Source organism: uncultured Thermomonas sp., assembly GCF_937872235.1.
Classification (GTDB): Bacteria; Pseudomonadota; Gammaproteobacteria; order Xanthomonadales; family Xanthomonadaceae; genus Thermomonas; species Thermomonas beijingensis.
Genome location: NZ_CALMPC010000021.1, coordinates 1 through 24124, shown reverse-complemented (window position 1 = coordinate 24124; position 24124 = coordinate 1). Strand labels below are relative to the sequence as shown.

General features: G+C 60.4%; 27 protein-coding genes. 10 read left to right on the top strand and 17 right to left on the bottom strand.

All coding sequences use genetic code 11. The annotated features are described in order from the left end of the window. The first annotated feature begins 47 nt into the window (after positions 1-47). From lptD to QWB57_RS02205, 7 genes are read left to right on the top strand one after another with little or no spacing between them, the layout of a single operon-like run. The gene (lptD, locus tag QWB57_RS02235) at positions 48-2348 is read left to right on the top strand and encodes an LPS assembly protein LptD (protein WP_288968150.1); all 2301 of its coding nucleotides are present in this window, start codon (positions 48-50) and stop codon (positions 2346-2348) included. Continuing rightward, positions 2345-3769: a peptidylprolyl isomerase gene (locus tag QWB57_RS02230; RefSeq protein WP_223627958.1), complete on the top strand. Its 1425-nt coding sequence runs from the start codon at positions 2345-2347 to the stop codon at positions 3767-3769. Before lptD ends, QWB57_RS02230 begins: the two co-directional genes overlap by 4 nt. Positions 3770-3774: 5 nt before the next feature. Beyond that, a complete protein-coding gene (gene pdxA, locus QWB57_RS02225) occupies positions 3775-4749 on the top strand; it encodes a 4-hydroxythreonine-4-phosphate dehydrogenase PdxA (RefSeq protein WP_223627956.1) in 975 nt (324 codons plus the stop codon). Continuing rightward, entirely contained in the window at positions 4749-5087 is a 339-nt protein-coding gene (locus tag QWB57_RS02220) for a tRNA-binding protein (protein WP_223627954.1), read from the top strand. Before pdxA ends, QWB57_RS02220 begins: the two co-directional genes overlap by 1 nt. After that, entirely contained in the window at positions 5084-5890 is an 807-nt protein-coding gene (gene rsmA, locus QWB57_RS02215) for a 16S rRNA (adenine(1518)-N(6)/adenine(1519)-N(6))-dimethyltransferase RsmA (protein ID WP_223627952.1), read from the top strand. The genes QWB57_RS02220 and rsmA overlap by 4 nt, the downstream gene beginning before the upstream one ends. A gap of 55 nt (positions 5891-5945) precedes the next feature. After that, complete coding sequence (gene apaG / locus QWB57_RS02210; protein ID WP_223627950.1) at positions 5946-6326, top strand: Co2+/Mg2+ efflux protein ApaG; 381 nt, start codon at positions 5946-5948, stop codon at positions 6324-6326. 1 nt (position 6327) lies between these two features. Next, positions 6328-7221: a symmetrical bis(5'-nucleosyl)-tetraphosphatase gene (locus tag QWB57_RS02205; protein WP_288968149.1), complete on the top strand. Its 894-nt coding sequence runs from the start codon at positions 6328-6330 to the stop codon at positions 7219-7221. A gap of 149 nt (positions 7222-7370) precedes the next feature. On the opposite strand, the gene QWB57_RS02200 is transcribed toward QWB57_RS02205, so the two are convergent. From QWB57_RS02200 to QWB57_RS02140, 13 genes are all read right to left on the bottom strand, one after another. Continuing rightward, a complete protein-coding gene (locus QWB57_RS02200; RefSeq protein ID WP_223627946.1) occupies positions 7371-7868 on the bottom strand; it encodes a dihydrofolate reductase in 498 nt (165 codons plus the stop codon). A gap of 73 nt (positions 7869-7941) precedes the next feature. Continuing rightward, entirely contained in the window at positions 7942-8802 is an 861-nt protein-coding gene (locus QWB57_RS02195; RefSeq protein WP_288968147.1) for a ChbG/HpnK family deacetylase, read from the bottom strand. After that, entirely contained in the window at positions 8799-10373 is a 1575-nt protein-coding gene (locus QWB57_RS02190; protein ID WP_288968145.1) for a glycosyltransferase family 39 protein, read from the bottom strand. The genes QWB57_RS02195 and QWB57_RS02190 overlap by 4 nt, the downstream gene beginning before the upstream one ends. Beyond that, positions 10370-11401 carry a glycosyltransferase family 2 protein gene (locus QWB57_RS02185; protein WP_288968144.1) on the bottom strand — a complete coding sequence of 344 codons (1032 nt, stop codon included), beginning with the start codon at positions 11399-11401 and terminating at the stop codon, positions 10370-10372. Before QWB57_RS02185 ends, QWB57_RS02190 begins: the two co-directional genes overlap by 4 nt. 42 nt (positions 11402-11443) lie before the next feature. Beyond that, positions 11444-12238, bottom strand: coding sequence for a thymidylate synthase (locus tag QWB57_RS02180; protein ID WP_288968143.1), 795 nt, complete (start codon positions 12236-12238; stop codon positions 11444-11446). Beyond that, a complete protein-coding gene (gene lgt / locus QWB57_RS02175; RefSeq protein WP_223627936.1) occupies positions 12238-13119 on the bottom strand; it encodes a prolipoprotein diacylglyceryl transferase in 882 nt (293 codons plus the stop codon). Before lgt ends, QWB57_RS02180 begins: the two co-directional genes overlap by 1 nt. 38 nt (positions 13120-13157) lie before the next feature. After that, positions 13158-13907, bottom strand: a complete 750-nt coding sequence (locus tag QWB57_RS02170; RefSeq protein ID WP_288968142.1) for a TerC family protein — start codon at positions 13905-13907, stop codon at positions 13158-13160. A 15-nt stretch (positions 13908-13922) separates the two neighbouring features. Further along, positions 13923-14309, bottom strand: coding sequence for a diacylglycerol kinase (locus QWB57_RS02165; RefSeq protein WP_223627931.1), 387 nt, complete (start codon positions 14307-14309; stop codon positions 13923-13925). Between the two features lie 137 nt (positions 14310-14446). Continuing rightward, a complete protein-coding gene (locus QWB57_RS02160) occupies positions 14447-15682 on the bottom strand; it encodes an ABC transporter permease (RefSeq protein WP_223627929.1) in 1236 nt (411 codons plus the stop codon). Beyond that, positions 15679-16383 carry an ABC transporter ATP-binding protein gene (locus QWB57_RS02155; RefSeq protein ID WP_223627927.1) on the bottom strand — a complete coding sequence of 235 codons (705 nt, stop codon included), beginning with the start codon at positions 16381-16383 and terminating at the stop codon, positions 15679-15681. Before QWB57_RS02155 ends, QWB57_RS02160 begins: the two co-directional genes overlap by 4 nt. Further along, positions 16383-17942, bottom strand: coding sequence for an efflux RND transporter periplasmic adaptor subunit (locus QWB57_RS02150; protein WP_223627925.1), 1560 nt, complete (start codon positions 17940-17942; stop codon positions 16383-16385). Before QWB57_RS02150 ends, QWB57_RS02155 begins: the two co-directional genes overlap by 1 nt. A gap of 111 nt (positions 17943-18053) precedes the next feature. Beyond that, positions 18054-18767, bottom strand: a complete 714-nt coding sequence (locus tag QWB57_RS02145) for a HAMP domain-containing sensor histidine kinase (RefSeq protein ID WP_223627923.1) — start codon at positions 18765-18767, stop codon at positions 18054-18056. 9 nt (positions 18768-18776) lie between these two features. Next, positions 18777-19478 (bottom strand): response regulator transcription factor, encoded by a 702-nt coding sequence (locus QWB57_RS02140; protein ID WP_288968141.1) that lies wholly within the window; start codon positions 19476-19478, stop codon positions 18777-18779. Positions 19479-19588: 110 nt separating this feature from the next. Between QWB57_RS02140 and QWB57_RS02135 the strand changes: the two genes are divergently transcribed. Both QWB57_RS02135 and QWB57_RS02130 read left to right on the top strand, forming a co-directional pair. After that, a complete protein-coding gene (locus tag QWB57_RS02135; RefSeq protein WP_223627917.1) occupies positions 19589-19930 on the top strand; it encodes a DMT family protein in 342 nt (113 codons plus the stop codon). A 73-nt stretch (positions 19931-20003) separates the two neighbouring features. Then, positions 20004-20414, top strand: a complete 411-nt coding sequence (locus QWB57_RS02130; RefSeq protein ID WP_288968139.1) for a hypothetical protein — start codon at positions 20004-20006, stop codon at positions 20412-20414. A gap of 30 nt (positions 20415-20444) precedes the next feature. Here QWB57_RS02130 and QWB57_RS02125 read toward each other — a convergent pair whose 3' ends face one another. Genes QWB57_RS02125 through nudE form a run of 4 tightly spaced genes read right to left on the bottom strand, consistent with a single transcriptional unit; the run spans position 20445 to position 22836 of the window. After that, positions 20445-20633, bottom strand: coding sequence for a hypothetical protein (locus QWB57_RS02125; RefSeq protein ID WP_288968137.1), 189 nt, complete (start codon positions 20631-20633; stop codon positions 20445-20447). A 54-nt stretch (positions 20634-20687) separates the two neighbouring features. Then, positions 20688-21503 carry a nucleoside triphosphate pyrophosphohydrolase gene (gene mazG / locus QWB57_RS02120; RefSeq protein WP_288968135.1) on the bottom strand — a complete coding sequence of 272 codons (816 nt, stop codon included), beginning with the start codon at positions 21501-21503 and terminating at the stop codon, positions 20688-20690. Further along, on the bottom strand, positions 21500-22291 hold the full coding sequence (cysQ, locus tag QWB57_RS02115) for a 3'(2'),5'-bisphosphate nucleotidase CysQ (RefSeq protein WP_288968133.1): 792 nt from the start codon (positions 22289-22291) through the stop codon (positions 21500-21502). Before cysQ ends, mazG begins: the two co-directional genes overlap by 4 nt. Further along, the gene (gene nudE / locus QWB57_RS02110) at positions 22288-22836 is read right to left on the bottom strand and encodes an ADP compounds hydrolase NudE (protein WP_288968132.1); all 549 of its coding nucleotides are present in this window, start codon (positions 22834-22836) and stop codon (positions 22288-22290) included. The genes cysQ and nudE overlap by 4 nt, the downstream gene beginning before the upstream one ends. 29 nt (positions 22837-22865) lie before the next feature. Between nudE and bioA the strand changes: the two genes are divergently transcribed. Continuing rightward, positions 22866-24124, top strand: a 1259-nt coding sequence (gene bioA, locus QWB57_RS02105) for an adenosylmethionine--8-amino-7-oxononanoate transaminase (RefSeq protein WP_288968131.1), incomplete at its 3' end; no start/stop codon positions are given.

Below are 24124 nucleotides of genomic sequence, written 5' to 3'. Positions count from 1 at the left end.
GCCGCTTCCGGCAAGCTAGACACCCGTTTTTCGTTTCTGGATCGCCCGTGCGCCCAGCCCTGCGCCTGCTACCCCTGACTTTGTGCATCGCCGTTTCGCTGCAAGCCCATGCCGCGGATGGCAAATCAGCACCGACCTACAAGCTGTGCCCGCTGGTGGATGCGGTGCCTGCATTCGAGGATGTGCAAAAGGCACCGGAAGGCCTGAACATACTGAACAACAACCAATTGCCCACCGATTTGGAAGGTGACTTGCTCTCTGGCACCGAAGCCAACCCGGTGTTCAACGGCAATGTCACCATGCGCCGGGGCGATCAGTTCATGGGGGCCGATCAACTGACTTTCGACAAAGCGCAAAACCGCTACAGCGCCGAAGGCAGCGTGCGCTATCAAGCGTCGGGCTTGCGCATGCGGGCAGCGCGTGCCGAAGGCGACCAGAACTCCAATACGCACACCATGCAGAATCTGGAATACCAGTTGCTGTCGCGACGTGGCAATGGCAAAGCCCAGAGCCTGAACATGGCTGGAGATATTGGCAGCTTGTACGGTGCCACTTACTCCACCTGCCCGCCGGAGGAGCGCAATTGGGAGCTGCGCGCCAACCGTATCGACATCAATACCGACACCAATATGGCGGTGGCGCATGGTGCCACGCTGCGGATTGGCAAGATCCCGGTACTGTATTTGCCGTGGTTCATGTTTCCCACCAATGAGGATCGCCGCACCGGTGTGTTGCTGCCGTCGATGTCCAATTCCAACCGCAACGGATTTGATTATCGCCAGCCCGTTTATCTGAATCTTGCACCAAACTACGATGCCACCCTGGTACCGCGCTGGATGAGCAAACGCGGCGGCGCAATGAGCGGGCAGTTCCGCTATCTCAACGAGGCCGGCAACGGCACCGTGGAGGCACTGTGGATGCCGAACGACAAGCTGCGTGATCGCAGCCGCTGGTTGGGGCATTTTGACGGTATCCAGAATCTGTCGCCCAACTGGCAATTCCGTGCCGACATCAATTGGATCAGCGATCCGCGCTACTACGAAGACTTCAACAACAATATTGACGGGCTATCACAAGTCACCTCCTACAGTTCGGTCGGTGCGTATGGCCGCGGTCAGGAATGGAGCGCCGGGGTGAGTGCCGATCACTGGCAGCTGGCCGATTTCACACTGGGCAAAAGCATCCTGCCTTATGACCGCCTGCCACGCGCCTTCGCAAGCTGGGAGCGGCACATGAACAGTGCGCTACAGTTCGGCGTGGATGCCGAGGCCGTGCGGTTCCATCACCCGGTGTACGCCGCCGGTTCACGCCTGGATCTCAAACCGTGGATCAGCGCACCACTGGAAGGGGATAGTTGGTTCCTGCGTCCCACGTTGGCTTATCGTTTTACCGGCTATTCACTCGATCACTCACTGGGACAAACGCTGGGCGGCAACTCGCCTTCGCGTGGGCAGTCGATCTTCAGCCTGGATACCGGCCTGTTCTTTGATCGCGACATGCAGGTCAAAGGCAAGGACTATCTGCAAACCATCGAGCCACGCCTGTTTTACCTGAACGTGCCCTACGTCAATCAGGCCGATATGCCGGTGTTCGATACCCAACCGTTGACCTTCAGTTGGAATCAGTTATTCCGCGACAATCGCTATTCCGGTGCCGACCGTCAGGCCGATGCCAATCAGCTCACTCTGGCGATCAGCACCCGCATGATTCGCCAATCGGATGGGCATGAGCGACTCTCGCTGAGCCTCGGGCAAATCCGCTACTTCGCAGACTCGCGCGTGCGCCTGCCGAATGAGCCGATCACTGAGCAAGGGCGCTCAGCCTGGGTGGTGGACGCCAATTACGCCCCCACCGACCGCTGGACGATTGGTGCCTCCTACCAACGCGATCCCAAATTCAACCGCACCGATCTGGCCAGCGTGCGCGCCCGTTATCTGCTGCCCAACCAAGGTGTGTTCAACTTGAGCTATCGCTATCGGCGCGCACTGCTGGAACAGGTAGACGCATCGTTCCTGTACCCGATCAACGAGCGCTGGAGCATTGTCGGTCGCCAATACTATTCACTGCGCGACAGCAAAACGCTGGAAAGCCTGGCTGGCGTGCAATGGGACAGCTGTTGTGTTGCCGTTCGGGTTGTGGCCCGCCGCTACGTGCAAAATCGCGCTGGCGATCTCGGCAATACCCTGATGTTCGAAATCGAGCTGAAGGGCCTGGGCTCAGCCGGCCAAGATACCCAGCGCGCCTTGCGCCGGGCCATCCTCGGCTACAATCGCGATGATTTGTACTTGGTGCCGCCGCAGATTGCGACGGGCCAGCCTTCCACGCAGGACAACACGAAAATTCCATGACCTCCAGCCATCGCTTGTGTGCCCCTTACTCCCTGCTGGCGATTGTGTTGCCGGTGCTGCTGTTCACTTCTGGTGCACAGGCGCAGGACTACGCAACTCCACAGCCAGTGGATCGCATCGCGGCCGTGGTCAACGAAGACGTGATCTTGCGCAGTGAGCTGGAGCGCGCGATTGCCAATATCCGCACCCAATACGCCGGTCGCGAAAACCAACTCCCACCGGCCGATGTGCTGCAGCGCCAGGTGTTGGAACGCCTGATCTTGATGCGTCTGCAATTGGCGCGTGCCACGGATGCCGGGATCACGGCCAGTGACGAGGATTTGGAGCGCGCGGTGCAGGGCGTGGCGCAGCAAAACAACATGAACGTGGATCAATTGCGCGAGCGCATCGGCAAGGACGGCATGAGTTTCGCTGATTTTCGCAACAACCTGCGCGATGAAATCATCACCCAGAAACTGCGTCAGAGCTTTGCTCAAGGCCGCATCAATGTCAGCGAAGGTGAGGTGGACGCCGCGATGGCCAATGCCTCGGCCGCAGCCAGCCAGCAGTTCCACCTGGCCCACATCCTGATTGGCACACCCGAAGCAGCCACCCCCGAGCAGATCGCCACCGCGCAGAAAAAAGTCGAAGGCGTGAAGAACCTGGTCGAAAAAGGCGAAATGACGTTTGCCGCCGCTGCGGTGCGTTATTCCGATAGCCCCAACGCGCTGGAAGGCGGTGATCTGGGCTGGCGTGGCCTGAATGAAATCCCGCCTGCATTTGCCTCTGCCATCACGCAGATGAAGGATGGCCAGGTCATCGGCCCCATCCGCGGCTCCAGCGGCTTCCAATTGGTGCAACTGGTTGGCAGCCGCACGCAAGCTGCCGGCAGTGGTGAAAAAGTTACCCAATATTCGGCGCGTCAGATTCTGGTCAAAGTGGATGACAAGACCGACGATGCCGCCGCCAAGGCCAAAGCCGATACGCTGGCTGCGCGCCTAACTGGCGGAGCCGAGTTTGCCAAGGTCGCCGCCGAAAGCTCGGACGATGCCACCACCCGCCGCCGTGGTGGTGATCTTGGCTGGGTGGGTGCGGATACCTACGGCACCGCCTTTGGCATGCAACTGGCATCCCTGTCCGATGGCCAGACCTCCGCACCGTTCAAAACCGATGCCGGCTGGGTGATTGTGCAGCGTATTGGCACCCGCGAGATCGCTGCCGGTGACGAAAATCTGCGTGCGCAAGTGCGCGAGACCATTGGTCGCCGCAAGCTGGAAGAAGAGTGGAACCGCTGGCTACGTGAAATGCGTGGCGAAGCCTATGTGGATACTCGCGATGAACAAGGCAAGTCCACGCGTCCGGCGCTGCCGGAAACCCCCAAGGAGCAGCACAAGGTGACCCCGGTTGACGTGCATCCGGAAGGAACCCGTCGGGAGTTTTGATTTCAATGCGCCCACGCCTTGCCCTGATTGCGGGTGAGCCTGCCGGCATTGGCCCCGAACTGGTGGTGCGTGCGGCCCAGCAGGACTGGGACGCAGAGCTGGTGGTGTTTGGCGATGCCGCCAGTTTGCTGCGTGCGGCTGACGCACTTGGTCTGCCGCTGCATTTGCACCGGCATGGCGAGGCAGCCACGCAGCCGCGTAGTTTGGCCATCGTCGACATCCCGCACCCGGTGGCAACCCGCTTCGGGCACCCTGATCCGGCCAATACGGCCTCGTTGATCGCGGCCATCAGCCGCGCCGCCCGCGCCTGCATCGACGGTGAGCTGGATGGCTTGGTGACCGGCCCGGTGCACAAGGCGGTCATCAACGAAGGCGGGATCACTTTCACCGGCACCACCGGTCTGTTGGCCGAACAAGCCGGCTGCGAGGTGGTGATGATGCTGGCCAACTCACACCTGCGAGTGGCTTTGCAAACCGTGCATCTTCCACTGCGCGAAGTCGCTGATGCGATCACCCCCGCGGCCATGATGCGCACCCTGCGTATCGTAGATACGGCACTGCGCACCCAATTTGGACTTGCTGTGCCCACCATCGCCGTACTGGGTCTGAATCCGCACGCTGGCGAAGACGGTCATCTGGGCCGGGAAGAACTGGACATCATCATTCCCTCCTTGGACCACCTGCGCGGCGAAGGGCTGCGTCTGGTTGGCCCGTTGCCAGCCGATACCGCGTTCCTGCCAAACAAGCTGCAGGGCTTCGACGCGGTGCTGGCGATGTACCACGACCAAGGCCTGCCGGTACTCAAGCACGCCGATTTCGCCCACGCAGTGAACATTACCTTGGGCCTACCCTACCCGCGTGTGGCGGTAGATCACGGCACCGCGCTGGAACTGGCCGGCCAGGGCACGGCCGATCCGTCCAGCCTGTATGCCGCCATCCGGACCTGCACGCAGCTGGCGGCGCAGCGGAAGCGCGGGTGATGGAGACCATCAGCTTCGACGGCTTTCTGAAAGTCGAACTGCGCGTGGGCCGCGTGCTGTCCGCCGAGCCCTTCGCGCAGGCGCGCAAGCCCGCCTACATCCTGCACGTCGATTTCGGCCCGGAGCTGGGCGTGCGCAAATCCAGTGCGCAGATCACCGTGCACTACACGCCGGAGGAACTGGTCGGCCGGCTGGTGGTCGCCGTGGTCAATTTCCCGCACAAGCAGATCGGCCCGCTGATGTCGGAATGCCTGGTGACGGGCTTTCACGACGCCGACGGCGCGGTGGCGCTATGCGTGCCGGACAGGGACGTGCCATTGGGAACACGCTTGCTATGACCACAGGATTCACCGAACCGGCCAAGAAACACCTGGGCCAGAACTTCCTCCGCGACACCAGCGTCATCGACAGGATCGTGCTGGCGATTGCCCCGCAGCCGGGGGATGTGATCGTCGAAATTGGCCCCGGCCAAGGCGCCCTGACCTTTCCCCTGCTGAAACAGCACGGTGACATTACCGCGATTGAGTTTGACCGCGACCTGCACGCGCCACTGCAAACCGCCGCACGCCAGCACGGCGAGCTGCACCTGATCGCAGGTGATGTACTGAGCGTGAATTTTTCCGAATTGGCCGCGCAACGCAGCGATGCGCAAGGCCAAATCCGGTTGGTCGGCAACCTGCCCTACAATCTCAGTTCACCGATCCTGTTTCACGCATTGGATCATGCGCACGCCATCCGCGACATGCACTTCATGCTGCAAAAAGAAGTGGTAGAACGCATGGCCGCCGGCCCCGGCAGCAAGGTCTATGGCCGCCTCAGCGTGATGTTGCAAGCCTATTGCAGCGTGACGCCGCTGTTCATCGTGCCACCTGGTGCCTTCATCCCCGCACCCAAAGTGGACTCGGCAGTGGTACGGCTGGTGCCAAAACCACACGGAAAAATCGAGGTTGCCGATCACGCGAGCTTTGCCAACGTGGTGCGTGCCGCCTTCGGCCAACGCCGCAAAACCCTGCGCAATGCCCTCCATGGGGTGGCCGATAGTGCCACCCTCGAAGCCGCCGGCCTGCGCCCGGAAGCGCGTGCCGAGCAGGTGGCCGTGGCTGATTTCGTGCAGCTTGCCAATTTACTTGCCGCCGGTTGATATCTGATTGCCAAAAGCATGGGCGCAGCCTGCCGCCCACCGCTAGAATGGCGGCATGAGCAACAATGATTACCAATTCGATATCGCGGTGAATGCCCACTTCCTGGATGACCAATCGGTACCGGAAGAGGGCCGCTTCGTGTTTGCGTACACCATCCAGATTCGCAACCAAGGCAAGCAGCCGGCACGCTTGCTGGGCCGCCATTGGCTGATCACCGACGGCAACGGCCGGGTACGCGAAGTGGTTGGTGAAGGCGTGGTAGGCGAACAGCCGTGGCTGCGCCCCGGGGAAGGTTTCGAATACACCTCGGGTGCGGTACTGGAAACCGACATCGGCACCATGCGCGGTAGCTACGACATGCTGGCCGATGATGGCACTCGGTTTGCCGCACCGATCCCGGCATTCACCCTGTCCATTCCGCGCACGCTGCACTGAGATGGCGGTCTGGGCCATTGGCGACCTGCAAGGGTGCTACGACGTCACTCAGCGCTTGCTGGAGAAGATCCGCTTCGACCCGGCGGCAGATCGGCTGTGGTTCTGCGGTGATCTCGTCAATCGTGGCGGCCAGTCAATCGAAACGCTACGGCTGGTGCATTCGCTGCGCGAAGTCAGCCACACGGTGTTGGGCAACCATGACTTGTCGCTGCTGGCGGTGGCCGAACGCACCCCCGAGGAACAACGCCGGGTCAACGCCGACCTGCAGGGCGTGTTGTTTGCGCCGGATGCCCCCGAACTGCTGGCATGGCTGCGCAAGCGCAAGCTCTGCCATGTGGATCGTTCGCTGGGCTGGATGATGATACATGCCGGGCTCGCACCGAGGTGGACCACCTTCCTTGCTGAAAAACATGCGCGCGAAGTGGAATCTCGCCTGCATGGTGATAACTATCGCCGGCTGCTGCGCAATATGTATGGCGATAGCCCGGAATGGTCACCACGCCTGCAAGGGCTGGAACGCGACCGCGCCATCATCAATATATTCACTCGCATGCGCTATTGCAGCCCTCGCGGCCGCATCGCGTTCGAACACAAAGGCCCGCCTGGCAGCCAACTGCCGGGCCTGTATCCATGGTTTTCGGTTCCCGGCCATGCCGCACGTGATCTGAAGATCGTCTGCGGCCATTGGAGTGCGCTGGGCCTGCATATCGGCAGCGGGATCCATGCCATCGACACCGGCGCAGTATGGAGCGGCAAGCTCACCGCACTGCAATTGGATGCCGAAAGCCTCAATGTAGTACAAGTGCCGGGCCGCGACGTACCTGCCCCGATGCCGAAACAGCGTCACGCCAAGTACAAGCAGCCACACCCATCGCAACGCCAAAACGGCGGCTAGGTACCGAGATAATCTGCGGCGGCACATCCACGCTTGCGCGGATGGACTTGCACACACACGTGAAGGTCTCCCGTTTCGGGCGTGGCATCACGGTCAATCGCACGTCAGCGCCTCACCGCTAGCGGGAATCGACAGGTCTTCAACTATGCTCATTGACGCTCGTAATCCACGTAGCTAAAGGCAAATGCATGAGCCGCATCGGAGGGATGGTGCATCTGCCGGGTGATACGCCACTGATCCTGCGCAAATTGCGGGAAATAGGCATCGGCAGCCTCCACCGTGGTCTCTACATGGGTCAGATGCAGGCGATGTGCATGCGGTAGTGCCAGCGTATAGAGTTCCCCCCCTCCGATCACGCACAACTCGGGGCTGCCATCGGCAGTGATCAAGTGCAGCGCTTCCTCCAGCGAGGCCACTGCTTGCATCCCATCGAACGGCATCCGTCCACTGCGGGTCAGTACCAGGTTACGCCGCTTGGGTAAAGCACGCCCCAGCGACTGCGCGGTCTTGCGCCCCATCAACACCGGCTTGTTCAAGGTCAGTGCCTTGAAATGGCGCAAGTCATCGGGCAAATGCCACGGCAGGGCATTGCCCTTGCCGATGGCATAGTGAGTATCGAGTGCGGCAACAAGCGAGAGGATTGGCATTGCAGACATCATGCGGGCGACGCCCCAGATCGGGCAAGCCGCACAACATAAACAACCCTGCGCCAAGTTGCGACTAGCGGGGATTGGCCAAAATCCGACTCATCGGTAGCAGGCGTACTTGTGCGGCCGCCAGCATTGCTTCGAATTCGGGCGCCAGCAGCATTGCAAACTCCACATGCCGGGCAGCTGCAATGGCATCTTGCATATGCGATGGCAGGCCAGGATGGCACATCAATACATCACCGTCTTCGGCAGCAGACAACCAGTATTGCACCCGTCGGCGATAACTCGCGGCATCCCCGCGAAAATCATAAACACCCAGCAATCTTGCATTTTGCTGCACGCCGATCCGCTTCGCCCTTGCACTGAGCGCGTGATTGCCCAGTAAATCAATGATCCGACTCTTGAATTGGGTACGCAAATCCAAATGGGCCGCGGCCTGCGGACTTCGAGTAGAACGCAACCACGGCGGGTTGACCGGGTAGCGATGCGCGATGACCTGCAACAATGCGTCGCGGATCATCGGCAATTGATGCACATGCTGATGCCCATCCACATACACGGGGGCATGCCCCATCGCCTGCTCGAAGGCATCCAGTTGGGCGTCGATCTGGTCACGCAGAGCGTGTGCATCCAAACTTCTGGAGTAGACACGCAGCAACAAATGCCGATGCGTTTGCTTCGCCATCGGCGGCAGCGGGCATTCGGTCAGATCCAGGTGCAAGCCCACGTCCAACTGTTGCGGATCATACCGGCGCAATGCGCGTGCACCCTGCTCCCAAGTACTACCGCCTACCATCACGGATACTGCTTGCACCCGTTGCAAACGCAATAATGCAAACACCGCATGATTGATTCCATCATGCAGACCAAAATCATCCACGCACAGGCACACTCGCGGCCCATTAGCATCCTGTGCAACAGCCACATTCATTGCGCAGATCCATGGCCTGCCAGCGAGCCGCGCGGGCAACCCAATGCCACAAACTGCGTATGCTGCGCAGGATCCACCCGCCAAACGACTTGCCGATTATTGGTAGTGATCACCTGTGCTTGCGCGAGAAACGGATAGTCCTTGATTGCATCCTCTGCGCCCACTACCCACGCCACGCCACCGTGACATAACGCAGCGGGCAATGCCTGCGGGAACAGTAGAAGCCGCTTCGCCAATGCGGGTGCAAAACTACCCGCATCTGCAATTTCCTTGCGCCAAGTGTCGCGACGTGCAATCTCAGGGTCGTTCCAATCGTCCACATCAAATACCGGCTGTCGCAAGCGCGCGTAGAACGGTACCGCATACAAATAATCCTTGAGCATATAGACCGACTGGCCCGCCTGGTAATGCGCACGCAGTGCCACGCCAAGCGGTTTGGAGGAATGCCTTGTGTCAATGCTCAACCCAATGACAGCGATCAACCCCACTAGCGCACTGACTGCCAAGGTGATGACCCAACGTTGCTTGCGTGCAGTGGTTTCAACCGCAAGGTAGCTTGCATCGGCGATCAGCCAAGCCAGTGCAGGTAGCGCTGGCAAGATATAACCCAGCAATTTCGACTGCGGAATCGAAAAGAACAGCAGCACACACCCCACTGACAACCCCATCAACAAGCGCACCGCGCCCGGTGTGTCAGTAGTGGTGAAGTAGTCACGCGTCAGCATGCGCCGCAACCACAACACTGCAGGAAAGCTGCAAAGTGCCAACACCGCTGGATAGAACCACCACGGCTGCACATTATTGAATCCGGTCGCCGCAAATCGCTGGAAGTGCTGCACCACGAAGAAATAGTGCAAAAATCCATCGAAACGCTGCTGCATGGCGATAAACCACGGCGCAGTGATCGCCAACAGCAGCATAAGCCCCGGCACCGAAACCAGTGCCCACAGCGTTCGCCAGCGCCAGCGCAGCAACACCCACAGGCCGATCACCATCGCTGGAATCACAAAGCCAATCAGCCCCTTGGCCAGCAATCCCAAGCCAGCCAGCGCATAGGCCAACCACAACATGCGCCGGTAGCTGCACCCTTGTTCGAAGCACAGCGCGGCATCCGCCAATGCCAGAATGGTGGCCGTGATGCAGCCGGCCACCAACATGTCCAGGTTGGCAAATTGGGCTGCCGCGAAATACATGGGCAAGACCAGCAGCACTAGCAAGCTGCGCCGTGCAAGCAGCAGCCCGCACCACCGCCGGGTAAATAGATACAACGCAATCGCACCCAAACTGGCACCCAATAACGATGCCGTCCGGGCTGCAATTTCGATCGGCCCAAGCAACCATAATGCCGCAGCCGTGATCCAATAAAACAACGGCGGCTTGTGGAAGAACGGCATGCCGTCAAGGGTGGGAGTCAGCCAATCGCCCGAGCGCAACATTTCCCACGCAACCGTGGCATAGCGCCCTTCATCCGGATGCATCAATGGCCGCATCCATGCGGTGGCGGCCAGCCACAACAGGACAATCCCCAGCACGATCGCCGTATCCCATCGCTTCAGCGGCGGCGTGCTCATGATTCACCTCGCAAGCCCTGCCCTAGTGCACGTTTGACTACAAAAATAGGGCGGCGCTTGGCCTCCTCATAAATACGCCCCACGTACTCGCCGACCACGCCCAGCGATACCAGTTGAATGCCGGAAAACAGCATCAGACTCACCACAATCGTGGTCCAACCGCTCACCTGATGGCCAAAAACAAGATACACGCCGGTCAAATACGCGCCGTAGGCAAAGGCTGCCAATGCCATGAGACACCCCAGAAAAATCACCGTCCGCAGCGGCCACAAGGTGAATGCAAACAGGCCATCCAATGCCAATCGAAACAGCTGGAACTTGCTGAAATGGCTATGCCCATGCGCACGCTGCTCGGGCAGGTATGGCACCGCCACCGCCTCAAACCCAACCCAGGCATACAGGCCTTTCATGAAGCGGTTGCGCTCGGGCATGGCAAGCAATGCCTGCACCACCGTGCGATCCATCAAGCGGAAATCACCAGCGTTTGGCGGGACCCTGAAACGGCTATTGCGGTTGACCACCCCATAAAACCAACCCGATCCGATGCGCTTGAACCAGCTCTCGCCATCGCGGTGCTCGCGCACGGCATACACCACATCGGCACCTGCACACCAATGCCGCACGAAGGTCTCGATCAGTGATAACGGGTGCTGCATGTCAGCATCCATCATCATCACCACATCGCCCGCCGCCGCTTGCAGGCCTGCGGTAAGCGCAGCTTCCTTGCCAAAATTACGCGACAGTTGCACCACCCGCACCCCGTCTTGCTGCGCCCATTGCGCCATGAATTGCGCACTGGCGTCGGTGCTGCCGTCATCCACCAGCACGATTTCCCAACGCTCGGCCACCTGTGCCAGTTGTGCCTGCAGTAGCGGCAGTAACCGTTGCAGATTTTCGGCTTCGTTGTAGCAAGGCACGATGCAGGACAGTGCATGCAGTGTGCGCGATAGGCGTGCATGGCCCGTTGTCGAATGGGTCTCGCGCATGCGGTCCGCATGCGCAGCCATCGCCGGTTGGGTGGTCAACATTCAGCACCTCGGGGGAGGGACGCACGAGGCCACCGGAATGAGTTACACCGCTACCGGAGCCCTGATCGGCGGGTGCGGGGTATAGCCCTCGATCGCAATGTCCTCGTATCGGAAGGCGAAGATATTCTTCACTTCGTTATTCAATCTCAGCTGCGGCAACCCACGCGGTGCCCGCGCCAGCTGCTCACGCGCCTGTTCAAAATGGTTGGAATACAGGTGCGCATCCCCCAAGGTGTGTACGAAATCACCCACACCCAAACCGCACACCTGCGCCACCATGTGGGTCAACAAAGCATAGCTGGCGATATTGAATGGCACCCCCAGGAAGATGTCGCCACTGCGCTGGTAGAGCTGGCAACTGAGCTTGCCATCGGCCACGTAGAACTGGAACAGACTATGGCAGGGCATCAGCGCCATCTGCGGCAAGTCGGCCACATTCCATGCGCTGACGATCAAGCGTCGCGAATCCGGGTTGCGGCGGATTTCATCCACCACCCACTGGATTTGGTCGATGGTCTGGCCATTGGCACCCTTCCAACTGCGCCACTGCTTGCCATACACCGGGCCCAGCTCGCCATCGGCATCGGCCCATTCGTCCCAGATGCTGACCTTGTTGTCGCGCAGATACGCAATATTGGTACTGCCCTGCAAGAACCACAGCAGCTCGTGGATGATCGCGCGCAGGTGCAGTTTCTTGGTAGTCACCAGCGGGAAGCCCTGGCTCAGATCGAAGCGCATCTGCCAGCCAAACACGCTGCGCGTGCCGGTGCCGGTGCGGTCGGCCTTTTCGCTGCCGTGCTCCAGCACATGCCGCAACAGGGCGAGGTAGGCCTGCATCAGCGCACGTCAGGTTGCAAGGTGGGCGCACGGCGTGAGTGCCACAGCCAGAATAGACCCAGCAAGATCAGCGGCGTACTCAGCACCTGTCCCATCGTCACCCAACCGAAGGCCAAATAACCCAATTGCGCGTCTGGCTCACGCACAAACTCGACCAAGAACCGGAAGCTGCCATACAGCAGTGCAAACATGCCAGAGACTGCATAACGGGGGCGCGGTTTGGCCGAGAACCAGACCAGCACGCAAAACATCACCAAGCCCTCCAGCGCCGCTTGATACAACTGCGATGGATGGCGCGCAAACCCATTGAGGGCACCACTTTCGAAATAGCTACGCAGTGTCGCCGCATCCATCGACGCAAACGGCTCGGGCAGCGCACGCGGGAAGATCACACCCCAGCCATCGAACACGGTTCCGGCAGTGGGCTTGCCCCACAACTCGCCACCAATGTAGTTGCCGATTCGGCCAAACCCCAGGCCGGCCGGCACCAGTGGTGCCATGAAATCCACGGTGTCGAAAAAATGCAGATGATGCTTGCGCGACCACCAAGCAACGGCGGCCAACACGCCCAGCAGGCCGCCATGGAAGCTCATGCCGCCTTGCCAGACCCGCACGATCATCAGTGGGTCCTTGAGGAACTCACTGAGGTCGTAAAACACGATGTAGCCAATGCGCCCACCCAGCACCACACCCAGCATCGAATAGAACATCAAGTCGCCGAACCCGTTGTCATCCACGCCGGGCAACCGCCCTGCACGCACGCGCCGCCGACCCAGCCACCATGCCACGACAAAACCAAGCAAGTACATCAGCCCATACCAATGGACTTTCAGCGGCCCCAGCGAGACGGCAATGGGGTCAATCTGGTGCAGATAGGGCATGTGCATCCTGGTTCCTGATCAAGTAACGCCGCGGGGGCTTACCACTCGCCCGCACCCGGCACGTGATGCGAAGCCGCTTTGCGCCGCATCAGCAGGTTCAGCCATTCAACCAATACCGAGAAGGCCATGGCGAAGTAGATGTATGGCTTGGGTACGTGTACTTCCAGTCCATCCAGGATGAGCACGGCACCGACCAGCAGGATGAACGCCAGCGCCAGCATTTTTACGGTGGGATTGGCGTCAATAAATGCGCCCAGCGGGTTGGCCGCCAGCAGCATGATGGCGACCGCGGCCAAGATTGCGAACACCATGATCGGAATGTGTTGTGCGATGCCGACAGCGGTAATGACCGAATCCAGCGAGAACACGATGTCAATCACCGCAATCTGTGCGATCACCATGCCAAATACCGCTGATGCCTTGGTGGTGCGCGGGTCTTCGTCATCACCGCCGGTAATCAGATCACGGATCTCCAAAGCCCCCTTCACCAACAAGAAAGCCCCCCCGATGATCAACACCAGATCGCGAATCGAAATCCCCATCCCAAACAACGCAAACAGGTCTTTCCCCATGCGTGCCAGGTGCGCCAAGGTCACCAGCAACAGGATGCGGGTGATACAAGCGACCGCAATACCCAATTTGCGAGCAGTAGGCTTGCGATGCTCGGGCAGGCGACTGACGGCAATGGAGATGAACACCAAATTATCAATGCCCAGCACGATTTCCAATGCGCTCAGGGTGACGAGGGTGAGCCATGCGTCAGGGGAAGCCAGAAAACTCAGATCCATGTGCTACTCATCCCGTCAACCGTGCAATACGCGCGGGCCCAACAACACCGCCCACACCAGCACTACGTTCATCATCAGCACAAACACCGCTGCCGACCCCATATCCTTGGCGCGACCGGCCAGTTCGTGGTGTTCAGAGCCATAGCGCTCGATCACCGCCTCCATCGAAGAATTCATCAGCTCCATCGCCAGCACCAACAGGCAACTGCCGATCAGCAGCACACGCTCGACACCGGTTGCGCCCAAGTACCAGCCCACCGGGCCAAGCACCGCAAACAGACAGACCTCAAGGCGAAAAGAGGACTCGTGCAGCCATGCGGCACGCAGACCCAACATTGACCATTTGGCAGCGCGCAACACGCCCGCAGGCCCGCGCGGCAGGTGCCCATAGAGATCAGCCACGTGCAAACACTCGCGTGGTGGCAACTGAAGCAGGCTTGCAATCGGGCATGGAATGGATCAGATCCGGCGGGGCAAGCGGTCATTTTGCCACAAGCCCCACACCCGCCGTCCGTTAAGGAATTGCAAAGGCCACGCGATTACTGCGACCGCAGTGCATCAATGGGATCGAGCAAGCTGGCTTTGCGCGCTGGGTAGTAGCCAAAAAACAGCCCCGTGCAAATGGAGAACGTAGCCGCGAGCAATATCACTTTGGCATTGAGCTGTACCGGCAAATCACCGAATTTGCCGACCAACAATGCACCGACTACACCGATGCCAATGCCGATAATGCCGCCGATCAGCGAAATCAGCATGGCCTCCGCCAGAAATTGCAGGCGCACATCGCGCGGGCCGGCGCCCACCGCCATGCGCAAGCCGATTTCACGGATGCGCTCTGTCACCGAGACCAACATGATGTTCATGATGCCGATGCCACCAATGATCAGGCAGATGCCGGCCACTGCGCCCAGCAGCTTGGACATCAGATTGGTGGTGGCGGTACGGGTGGCCACGATCTGGCTGATATTGCGCACCGCGAAGTCATCGTCCGCGCCCGGCTGAATCTTGTGCCGTTGACGCAGCAAATCCTCGATCGCGGCCTGCGCGGCATCCAGATGCTTGGCGTCGTCCACCCCCACGGCAATTGACTGCACGGCGCCGGGCGGCATGCCTTGCGCGGTGGACAACCGGCGGCGTGCGGTTTCCAGTGGCACGACCACGATATCGTCTTGGTCCTGCCCGAAACCGCCCTGCCCCTTGCTGCCCAGGATGCCGACCACGGTGAACGGAACCCGACCCAGGCGAATGCTTTGACCGATCCCGCTTTCATCGCCAAACAAGGTTTTGCGCACGGTTTCGCCCAGAATCACCGGCTTGCTGCTGCCGCCGTAGTCGGGGGTATCAAAGCCCTGACCCTGCACAATCTGCCAATCGTTGATCGCAAACCAATCGGCTTGCACGCCCTGCCATTGGGTAGAGGCATTGTTTTCGGCAAACACCACCTGACTGCCGCCGCGCAACGAACCGGCCACGTATTGCACCTCCGGTACTTCATTGCGAATGGCCTCCACATCGCCTTCGTTGAGTGACCAGCGGCTACCCTGCGCCATGCGTGCGCCACCCGGCCCCATGCCGCCGGCACTGCCGATATCCAGCCGCTGCGAGCCAAGGCCTGACACCATCTTGTCGATCTCGGCCTGCGTGCCCTGCCCAATCGACACCATCACGATCACCGCCGCAATACCGATGATCACGCCCAGCGAAGTCAGCGCACTGCGCATCCAGTTGCCGCGCAGGGCGAAAAACGCAGTGCGCAGGATGTCAGTGAAGCTCATGCGGCCTCCGCCTCTGTTTGCGCTTGCAACCGACCATCGTGCATCACAAAGGTACGGTCGGCATGTGTGGCTACTTGTGCATCGTGGGTAATCAGGATCACGGTATGGCCGTCATCGCGCAAACGTTTGAACAGGGTCAGGATCTCCTCGCCGGTCTTGCTGTCCAGCGCGCCGGTGGGTTCATCGGCCAACAGGATCGGCGGGTGGTTGACCAGCGCGCGGGCGATCGCCACGCGCTGCTGCTGGCCGCCAGAGAGTTCATTCGGGAAATGGTCGGCACGGGCGCCCAGACCCACGGCCTGCAGCGCGGCCAAAGCACGCCGCCGCCGCTCGGCCGGCGGGATTTGCGCGTAACCCATTGGCATCGCCACGTTGTCGGTGGCATTCATGCGTGGCAGTAGATGAAAGCCCTGAAACACAAATCCAATCTTGTCGCGCCTCAGCTTTGCCAATTGCTCGGCATCCAGCGTCGCCACATCCACACCATCGCATTCGCAGCGGCCACTGGTGGGTGTATCCAGGCAGCCCAACAAGTTCATCAAGGTGGACTTGCCCGAGCCAGACGGCCCCATGATGGCCACAAACTCGCCACGCTCGATACGCAGATTGACGTCTTGCAGGGCCACCACTTCCGCCTCGGTACCGGCGGCATACACCTTGCCAAGTTGGTGGGTCAAGATCACCGGAACGGTGTCAGCCATCACTTGCTCTCCGTCGCCGCACGTTCGCCAGAAATGAGCGTGTCGCCTTCCTTGATGCTGCGCCCCGAGACTTCGGTAGCAGTGCCGTCACTGGCCCCCACCTTGAGCATCACTGCCTGCGGCTTGCCATTGACCAGTTTGTAGGCCATCACTCGTTTGGCATTGATTTGCGCATCCATGCCAGCATTCCATTTGCCACGCTGGGCATCATCCAGGGTCGCGGCAAATGCCGAGAATTGCTGGCTCATGCGGTCACGCATGCGGGCACGCATCTGCGCCATCATGTTGGCGTCGCCGCCACCACTGCGACGCGGCCCACCCATGCCTGCGCCGCCAAACAAGCGGCTGCCTCCCCCTTGTTGAGGGCTGCCTGATTGCACCTGCGCGGCACGCTCGGCTTGCTTGCGCTGCATTTCTTCCAAGGCCGCATCAAACGCGGCTTTCTGCTCCGGCTTCAAACTCAACGTGGCGGCCAGATTTTGCAGATCTTCGCCCATCCCCGCGCCGCGTCCGCCATTACTGCCGCCGGGTGCCGCACCGTCTGGCTTCATGTCCGCCAACGGCGAGCCATCAGCCGGCTTGAAACGCAGGGCAGCATTGCCCACCTTGAGCACACCATCGCGCTTGCTGACTTCAATCTGTGCATTGACGGTCAACCCCGGCAACAGGGTGCCATCGCTATTGTCCACGCTGACCACCACCGCATAGGTCACCACGTTATTGGTGGTGGTCGCCGCCATCCGCACTTGCTTGACCACGCCGGCAAATTGCCGATTCGGGAAGGCATCGGCGGTAAAACTCACCGTCTGGCCTTCTCTGACTTGGCCGATGTCGGATTCATCCACCGCCAATTCAATCTTCATCTTGGAAAGATCTTCGGCAATGGTGAACAACACCGGCGCGGAGAAGCTGGCGGCCACGGTTTGGCCAGGGTCGATGGTGCGGGTCAGCACCACGCCATCCACTGGCGAGCGAATCACCGCACGTCCGATATTGACCTCGGTGGTCTTCAACGCTGCCGATTGTTGCCGGATCAGCGCTTGCGCCGAGTTCACCTGCGCCTGCGCCTGATCACGGCTAGTGCGTGACAAATCCAGATCACTGCGAGCGATTAGTTTTTGCGCTGCCAAGTCGGATTTACGCTGAAAGTCCGCGCTGGCATTGCGCAAGGTGGCCTGCGCCTGCGCCAATTGCGCACGCGCACTGGCGATCTGCGCATTGCCCTGCTCCAGCTGGGCCTGATACGTGGACGGGTCGATTTTGGCAAGGATGTCGCCCTTCTTCACTGGCGAATTGAAGTCCACCAGCACATCGGTCACCTGCCCGGAAATCTGGCTACCCACCGTCACCGTGGTAATGGCACTGAGCGTACCGGTGGCGGAAATCGCCACCCGAATATCACCGCGCTGCACGGTCTCTGTGCGGTAACCGCCGGCAGCATCGGCAGCTTTATGTTTACTCCAGTAATAGCCGCCCGCTGCCAGCGCTGCGACTACGGCCGCAGCCACGGCAATCTTGCGCAAAGGGGAAAAACTCCTGGAACGTGATGACTGGCTCATGCGGGCTTTGGACAGGGTTTGGGAGGGTATCTGGAATCAGAACGCACCAGTATGCATTTGGTTGACAGCGCGTTGCCACGCGCCCGTCTCCCAACCCTTGCCGCCGGGTAGTCAGGCCAGCACGGAAGGCGCAAATACAATACTGGCGCGGGTCCCGCAACCCAGCGTGCTTTCCAGCCGGATCGACCAGCCGCAGCGCACCGCCAGCCGATGCGCCACCGACAGCCCCAAGCCTGGCCCACCGGCGACCCCCGCACGCGCACAGAAAAACGCTGCATGCGCCTGTGCCAGTGCCTGTGCGTCCATACCAATGCCGGTGTCTTCCACCAGCACCCGGTCTGCGCACACCCGCACCCGCACCTCACCAAGATCGGTGAACCGCACCGCATTGGCCAACAGATTGCCCAAGATCACTTGCAGCACACGCGGTGGCGCGTGCACGCTGGGCGTCGCCTCCTCGACCCATTGCAGATTCAGACCCTTGGCCTGCAGCGCGGGGCGCACACGCTCCAACTCCTGTTGCACCACCTCGCGCACAGGAAAATCGACATAGACCAACGCGCAATCTTCCGCGCGCGCCAACAACAGCAAGGCATCAAGGATGGCCTCCATATCCCCGACGGCCGCCTGAATTCTCTCCAATGAGCGTCGCGACGAACACGACAACCCATGGTCATGCGCCAACAGATCACTAGCCACCCGAATCACGGTCAAGGGCGTGCGTAATTCATGGCTGGCGGCATGCGTGAATTCATGTTCGCGTACCGCACTCACTGCATCTTGCGAAGCGGATGTGGCAACGATGTGTTGCTCTGGTATCGCCATCGTGACGGCTCAACCAGCCAACGCCGCGACCCGATAGCCAGCGCTTTGCACGGTATGTAGCAAGGGCTGTTCAAAGGGCTTGTCGACCACTTTGCGCAAGTTGTAAAGATGGCTGCGCAGAGTGTCTGAATCAGGCAAATCATTACCCCAGATTTCACGCTCGATATCCTGCCTGCTCACCACCCGCGGCGACTCACGCATCAAAATGCCGAGCAAGCGTATCGCCGTGGGGGATAACTGCAGGGTGTGCCCGGCACGCGACACCCGGTGCGTCGCCGGATCCAGGCGCAAATCTCCCACCTGCAGGATCTCAGCGCCAATCATCCGATGATCACGCCGAATCAGCACACGCAAGCGGGCCTCCAACTCGCGAATGGCAAATGGCTTGGTCAGGTAGTCATCCGCCCCGGATGACAGGCCATTGAGTTTTTCATCCAACGTGTCACGTGCTGTCAGCATCAGGATGGGCGTGGTCTTGCGAGCGTCCTCACGCAGCCGCCTGCACACCTCCATGCCATCCATTCTTGGCAGCATCAAATCCAGCACGATAGCGTCATACGGATTGCTGGTCGCCAGCCGATAGCCGTCCAATCCGTCGCTGGCGAAATCCACTTCAAAGCCGCGGCTCTCCAGATACTCACCCACCATCTCTGAAATATTGCGGTTGTCCTCCACAATCAGGATCAGCCCTGCCGGTTCTTGTTCGCGCATACACGCCTACCTGTTCCGAATTCCTAGTTTTTGCCCACCATGCCTGCACGCCGGTTGCAGCCGCGTGAAGGGGCTAAGCTTTGGCCTCCCTGCCGCCTTCACTACCGCATATGCCTTACGCCCGCCTACTCACCCCGCTGCTGCTGGTTTGCTCCAACGTGTTCATGACCTTTGCCTGGTATGGGCACCTGAAGTATCGCAGTGTTGCCCTGCCCAAGGTCATTTTAATCAGCTGGGGGATCGCGTTCTTCGAATACCTGCTGATGGTGCCTGCCAACCGCATGGGCAGCACGGTATACAGCGCGCCGCAGCTCAAAGGCCTGCAGGAAGTCATCACCTTACTGGTGTTTGCCGGGTTTTCCACGCTCTATCTTGGGCAGGCATTGAAGTGGAACCACTGGGCCGGTTTTGGTTTGATTCTGGTCGCGGCGTGGTTGATTTTTCTGGAGTGATGCGAAGGCATTGCCCCCCCCCTCCCGGAACATGCTAGTTTTGCCACTCAACCCTGAACATGGATGATCAACAATGAACATCGCATCGAAGTTTGTCGGGTTTTGCGCGATGCTCTTGCTGCTCTCTTTGTTTTTGTCATCACCGCCCGCCGCTGCACAAACCAGCCCGAACCCACCAGGAACAGGACCAGTGACGAATTGCTCCACTGGGTGCACAATCATCACCTGCAATGCCACCATATGCACCGTGAACTATTGTGACTATTCCGGATGCCGCGTGGTTGGCCACTACAACCGCCCCAAGAGTGACGCCTTGCAAGCCCACCCAGTAGCCAAGACAGCAAACGGCTCGGCTTCCGGCACCCTGTCCGCCAGTGATGCAAGCCTGCAGTTTGCCATGGCTTGCTCGGAGGCTGCCCACGATTGTCGAATGTATGCAGTCAAGCCAGACGGTGCGACTTATATTGGCAACTATCGTCCCTGATCTAAACGGTAGGTTGGCTTACCATCCGACTTACACAAAATCACAAAACCCCACCCGATGTTGCAGCGACACGGTGACGGCGTAATACTGGCGGTCAGGCGAAATTTTGATACTGAGATACGCATCCTGCTTGAGGTAGCGCGCCAACTGTACCTGCGCATGCGCCGGCAGCAGTGCCAATAGCAAGACAATCAGCAACCCCGTCCACTGTGCGCGCATCGTTATCTTTCCCCTATGCGGGCTGTTTGCACCGGATCTGCAGGCCACTCGCCATCAGCCTTGCCGCTCCATCGCTTTGGCTTGTTCCCAAAACGCATCCTGCTCTTGCAGCGACTTTCCCGCCAAGCCACCGGTTGCTTCTGCCAGTGTCTCCATTGCCCGGAAGCGGCGTTCGAATTTCCGGTTGGCGCGGCGCAAGGCAGTCCCCACATCCACCTCGGCATGTCGCGCCAGGTTGGCGCAGACAAACAAAATATCGCCCAGCTCGTCTTCCAGTCGGTCGCGCGCGGCGGCATCACCGGGGCTTGCGGCTACCGCGTCAAACTCCACGCGCACCTCTTCGATTTCTTCGGCCAATTTCTCCAATACCGGTGCAGGGCCGGGCCAATCGAAGCCGACTTTGGCCGCTTTTTTCTGCAATTTCACGGCGCGCTGCCATTCCGGCAGACCGCGTGCGATACCGGCCAGCGCGGATGTATCGGCATCGCCATTGGCCGCACGTTCGAGCTGTTTGCGCGCCTCCCAATCGGCCAACTGCGCCTGCGCATCGGCAAAGTACGCATCGCCAAACACATGTGGATGACGGCGGGTCATCTTGTCGCAAATGGCATCCACCACATCGGCAAATGCAAAGGCCGTTTGCTCTTCGGCCATGCGCGCATGAAACACCACCTGCAGCAGCAAGTCGCCCAGTTCGTCCTTGAGGTCGGCCATGTTGCCGCGGTCGATGGCATCGGCCACTTCGTAGGCTTCTTCGATGGTGTAGGGGGCAATCGTCTGGAAGGTTTGCTGCACATCCCACGGGCAGCCGCCGTCGGGGCTGCGCAGCTTGGCCATGATCGCCAGCAAACGGTCGATGCCGCCACTCATGCCGGCAAGCGCGCCAGCAAACTACGGTCACCCACTGCGATGAAATCGCCATTGAGCAAGCTGTCGCGCTGGTTGTAGCGGAATGGCCGGCCTTGCAAATCCAGCAACACGCCACCTGCCGCTTCCACAATCGCTTGCCCGGCCGCGGTATCCCATTCACTGGTGGGATGAAAGCGCGGATACAGATCAATCAGTCCTTCGGCAAGTTTGCAAAACTTCAGCGCCGAGCCATAGCCCTGCACATCGGCATCGGGAATCGCGGCCAACAAGTTTTCCGTGCGTGCATCGCGATGCGAACGACTGGCGGCAATCCGCAGCGGTGTGGCCGCAGGAATGCGGCAGGTGATGGCGGTATCGATTTCTCCGTCGCGGCGGAATGCGCCCTGACCCGGTGCACCGTGCCATAACCCGCCCGTGACGGGCTGCTGGATCACACCAAAGGTGGCAGCGCCATGTTCGACCAAGGCGATGTTGATGGTGAATTCGCCATTGCGCTTGACGAATTCCCGCGTGCCATCCAGCGGATCCACCAGCCAAAATGTGTGCCACTGCCTGCGCTGGGCAATGTCGAGGTCCCTGGACTCTTCCGACAGCACCGGGATGTTCGGCGTCAATCCGCGCAGGCCATCGCTGATGCAGCGATGCGCGGCCAGGTCGGCGGCGGTGAGCGGCGACGCATCGTCTTTGTGCTGCACCGCGAACTCACCGTCATACACATTCAAGATTTCTGCCGCAGCGGCGCGGGCAATCGCAATCACGCCATCGCGCAAAGAAGGGGCCAGGTTCATCGTTGTTGTTTCAGCCATTCGCGGACAATAAACAGCGCCGCAATGCTGCGGCCTTCGGAAAACTCTTCCCGCAAAATCAACCGATCCAACTCGGCCAGTTTGCAGGGCACCAACTCCAGCGGCTCTGGCTCATCCCCGGGCAAACGCTGCGGATACAACTCCTGCGCCAGCACAAGATGCGTTTGGTGGCTCATGTAGGTGGGTGCCAAGGTCAGGGTGCGCAGCACGCGCACATCACGCGCACCGTAGCCGGCCTCTTCCATCAATTCGCGATTGGCGGCCTGCTCGGGGGTTTCGCCCGCGTCAATCCGCCCCTTCACCAGCCCCAACTCATAGCGGTGCACGCCGGCCGCATATTCGCGCACCAGCAGCACGGTGTCGGCATCCAGCATCGGTACCACGGCCACCGCGCCATGCCCACGTGCATGCAGGCGCTCGAACTGGCGGCGTTCGCCGTTGGAGAACTCCAGATCAAGCCGCTCCAACCGGTACGGGCCGGCGTCGTGCTCGGTAATGCCGTGGATGATGGGCAAACGGTGGCTCATGCGACCGTCCCGACGGCGATAATGGCAGGATGAAAGGACTTCACGATACCCCCATGATAGCCGCCGATGACGCTTGGCGTGCGCGCGATTTGGCCGTGCTCTGGCACCCCTGCACGCAAATGCGCGAACACCCCGATGCACTGCCGCTGTTCCCGGTGGCACGCGGCGAGGGCGCGTGGCTGGTGGGGCACGACGGCAGCCACGTACTGGATGCGGTCAGCAGTTGGTGGACCAATATCCACGGCCACGCCGAGACCCGCATTGCACAGGCGATTGGCCAGCAAGCCCGCACGCTGGAGCAAGTGATTTTGGCCGGCTGCTCACACGCGCCAGCGGTGGAGTTGGCCGAACGCCTGCTTGCGCGTGCCCCGCAACAAGCCGGGCGGGCGCCCTTGGCCAAGGTGTTCTATGCCGACAACGGGTCGGCCGGGGTCGAAGTCGCCCTGAAAATGGCCTACCACTGGTTTCATAACCAAGGCATCGCTGGCCGCACCCGCTTCGTAGCCTTGCGAGGCAGCTACCATGGTGAAACCTTGGGTGCGCTGTCGATGGGCGATTTGCCGCTGTATCGGCGGGTGTACGCACCGCTGCTGCTGGACGTGTTGTTTGCGCCATCGCCGGATGCATTTGGCACGCAGGATGACGCCGGCGCGCGCGCCTGTGCCGAGGCCGCTGCCAATGCCTTGGCAGCGTTGTTCGCGGCCCATGCCGGCGAAATCTGTGCCTTTATCTTGGAGCCCTTGGTGCAATGCGCCGGCGGCATGCGCATGCACCACCCGCACTACCTGCGCCGCGTGCGTGAGCTGTGCGACGCGCACGGTATTCTTCTGATTGCCGACGAAATCGCGGTGGGCTTTGGCCGCACCGGCACGCTGTTCGCCTGTGAACAAGGCGGCATTCAACCGGATTTGCTATGCCTGTCCAAAGGCCTGACCGGTGGTTTCTTGCCACTGTGCGCGGTGCTGGCCACCCAGCAAATTTACGACGGATTTTTGGATGATTCGCGCGAGCGTGCCTTCCTGCATTCGCACAGTTACAGCGGCAATCCGCTGGCCTGTGCGGCAGCGCTGGCTTCGCTGGCGATTTTCGACAGCGATGCGGTGTTGCCACGCAACCGCGACACAGCCCAGCGCATGGCGGCACAGGCCGCGGCATTTGCCGGCCATCCGGCCGTGCTTGAAGTACGCCAAACCGGGATGATCCTTGCCATCGAGCTCAAACCCGAGCCCGACAATGTCGAGGACGGCCACGCCGTGGAAATTTCCGGACGGCGCGGCCTGCGCTTGTA